Source organism: Zongyangia sp. (genome assembly GCF_965361945.1).
Map to the genome: position 1 here is coordinate 1 of NZ_CBDTOK010000060.1, position 3,358 is coordinate 3,358.

The window sequence follows — 3,358 nt, forward strand, 5'->3', positions numbered from 1 at the left end:
GCCCAGCAAAAGCTTGATGGTGGTGGATTTTCCTGCTCCATTCGGGCCGATAAAGCCAAAGCGCTCCCCTTCCTGTACCTCAAGATCTACGTTGGAAATGCCTCGGTGCCTGCCATAGTTCTTGGTGAGGCCCTGTGTTACAATGGCGCGCATAAGCTTACCTCCTCTCCTGGATGGTTCTAGAGTAATAGTAGCATATAATGCTGTGAAATCAAAGGAAATTTATGCATTTCTCCAAAAAAGAGGGGAGCCTTCAAGCTCCCCCTCTCTTTCATTGCAATATTGGGTTTCGACGGACTAGCGGCAATTTCTATTGGAACCACACTGCCCAACTGCTTCGCTACAGTAGCTACGCTGAGGCCGGCCGGCAGGAGACAAACTGTCCAGTAATCGTATAATTTGACAGATAAGCATTCTCAGCGACACTATCTGTGGACACCTGGAAAGTATAAATATTTCTGCTGACGACTTTGTCTTTGCTTTTTCGTGCTACCGTGACTTCCACCAGATCGTCTCCTAGATCCTTGGCATCTTCTAGAAGGAAGGTACCATCTGTATCCAAGGGCTGGCTACGACCAATATTAAAAGCATCTTGGCTCTCATCGTATTCCGCATAATCCACCGCGTTCCATGCCTCTGCTGGGATGCCGAATTCCTCATTTGCTATCTCATATACCCGCTCTGCCGGAATTTCACAATAGCTCCAGACTTGTGAACCGCTTGGCCTCACCTCATCAGTATACACCGCATACTCTTTGGCCGCACCATTGGCCAATAGCTTATCAATAGCATAATTGTAAGCATATCTTATGTCGACGGTGCTTCCGTCTGCAAAGGGGGCTCCGCCGCACACTACCTCGTAGCGAGAAATATAGTTTTGCACCAAAACCGTAGCAATGGATTCCACATCCGGCTCGGCTTCTTCTAGAGAGATATACTGGAATCCATCCTCTGTCAGCTGGACGGTCAGCCTTTTGGTCATAATATACTCCGCGGGGTGTTGGGTGACAATCCCGTCTCCGTCCACCGTTTCCCACGGAACGGTCATCACTTTATAGGTGATAAAAAGCAAGTCGTTCTGCTGCTCCACGCCGGTGACAATGGGTTCTGTATCAATGCCAAACCCGGGACCGGCCGGAAATGCATATCCTTCCCTTTCCGGCAGATAGGACATAGCTGTCCTCATGTATTCTACCGGTACGTCAAAATGCTCCCTTACCGTATCTTCAATTTCCTCCTGGGGATAGACATAGCCATAATTTTCATCGTAATAGGATTCCGGACGCTCAATAGGTGCAAACTCTTCCCCGTAGGCCTCCGCCATACTCCGTTTCCCAATAAAGATATTGTAATTTTTCCCAATGGCATAGAGAAAATAGTCATCTGGCGAAATCTCTGTGGGAGAGGAAAATGGAGCCATATTACCGTTAAAATCCAAATACAGCACATATTCTTTAAGATAATCCGAATAATCCATCTCTTCCGGTGTATTCGTTATATCCGGCTCTGTCTCTGCAGGAGCGGGGTCAGTAGTCACTGGAGCAGATTCCCCCGACTGTTCGGACTGCTGGGGCTGAGACGTGATCGAAGGTGGGGCTTGGCTCTCTGATATATTCGTATCTTCTGTCTGCTGCGGAACAGCATTGCTCAGTAAAGTACATCCAACGGCAATCACTACAACAACCGCCGCCGCAACCACAACAGACGTTGTTCGATGGTACTTCATTATAGCCTTTACCCGAGTTTTCACATTACTTTCTCCAAAGGCTACAAGCCCGGAGGAAATGGGCAGCCGCTGCTGGCGGATGGCTACAGTGAGGAGGGATCTGGCATAATCGCCGCGGATATCCATCGATGAAAAGGTCAAGACCCTTTCATCACAAGCGCTTTCCATGTCTTTATCGCTGAGGTAAAAGGCCAACCAGACCAAAGGGTTAAACCAGTGGATGCACACGGCGATCATGGAAATCATTTTGGTCAGCATATCCCACCGTTTGATATGGACAAGCTCGTGGATCATGACATGGTAGAGCACTTCCTCATCCCTGATGTCAAAGTAAGCGGGTAGAATGATCTTCGGCCTCCAAATTCCGCTCACCACCGGGGTGGAAAACATGGGGGACTGATAAATCTTGACCGGACGGCGGATTCCTACTGTCCGAATGCACTCATTGAGCACAGGATGATTGCGGATGACGGTTGCTGTTTTCAGCTGTCTTTTCACCCTGACATAAAACAATCCACTCAAGGCCAACAGAAGCACAACTCCTGCCAACCACACACCGGCAACAATTTCGCTCCAGCTAACAGACGCTGGCTGCCTATCTGGTGAAGCTTGGCCCTGCTGCGGAACAGAAGCGTCGTTTTGCGAGGCTTCCTCCGCCTGAGGATGTTGCTGCGTAAATGGCTGGTAGACAAACTCCATTCGATTGACCCGCTCCCCTACCTCAGCTGTGGACATAGTCTCCTGACTTTGGGGCACAACGTTAAAAATACTCACCGGCGAGGGGATGGAAAACGGTACCAACAAACGCAAAAGCACAATCCCCCATATGGCAAAGTTCAGCCATTTGGGCATCTTTTTTGAAAAAAGAAGGCGTAGAATTAATACTACCGCAATAACAATGGAGGCGGTAATGCTCATATTGAGCACAGTAAAAAACAAGCTCTCCATATGCTCTCCTCCTACTACTTATTAGCCTCTATAATCTTCTCAATTTCGTCAATTTCGTCCTGGGTCAATTTTTCCCTTGAGAGAAACGATGCCAAAAACAGCCTTCGGGAACCGTTATAAACCTTGTCGATGAGGGATCTTGTCTCCTCCTGCTGCACCTGTTCCCTGCTCACCAGTGCATAGCAGTGGAAGCCTGGATCCCGACGCTGGATCATCCCCTTTTCTACCAAACGTTTGAGCATGGTATAGGTGGTATTCTTGCTCCAACCATGGTCTTTTTGTGCCAGCTGAACAATTTCTCCAGCCTTTATGGAATCTCTATTCCAGATGTATTCCATAATTTTAATCTCGCCATCGCCAATCTTAATTTTGTCCACATCTTTCCCTCCAGTCTACATATGTCGTCATCTTTAGACTACCATCGTAGGCTTATAATGTCAAGTCTTTTCCCAAAATTACGGTGAAAGATTTTGGGTAAAGATTGATCAATTTTATTCCCAGCATGATAAAGTTGAAGCTTTTTAATTGGCAAAATAGCCAACAAAAAAGGCCGTGGATATGATCCACGGTCTTTTTATGTCTATTTTAAACCCCACAAAAGGGGATCATTGTTAGTCTGCCTAAGCCAACCGGCCGGTAATCCGACTACCGGAGGGCATCGGCAGTATGTTAGGATGTTCCTGT

General features: G+C 47.6%; 3 protein-coding genes. All 3 read right to left on the reverse strand.

Going from position 1 to position 3,358, the window contains the following annotated elements; translation table 11 throughout:
• The coding region (locus ACZ25G_RS03730) for an ATP-binding cassette domain-containing protein (protein WP_463681591.1) at nt 1-153 on the reverse strand (153 nt) is incomplete at its 3' end.
• A gap of 196 nt (nt 154-349) precedes the next feature.
• A complete protein-coding gene (locus ACZ25G_RS03735; RefSeq protein WP_463681590.1) occupies nt 350-2,674 on the reverse strand; it encodes a M56 family metallopeptidase in 2,325 nt (774 codons plus the stop codon).
• 14 nt (nt 2,675-2,688) lie between these two features.
• Complete coding sequence (locus tag ACZ25G_RS03740) at nt 2,689-3,051, reverse strand: BlaI/MecI/CopY family transcriptional regulator (protein ID WP_191482539.1); 363 nt, start codon at nt 3,049-3,051, stop codon at nt 2,689-2,691.
• Between the last annotated feature and the right edge of the window lie 307 nt (nt 3,052-3,358).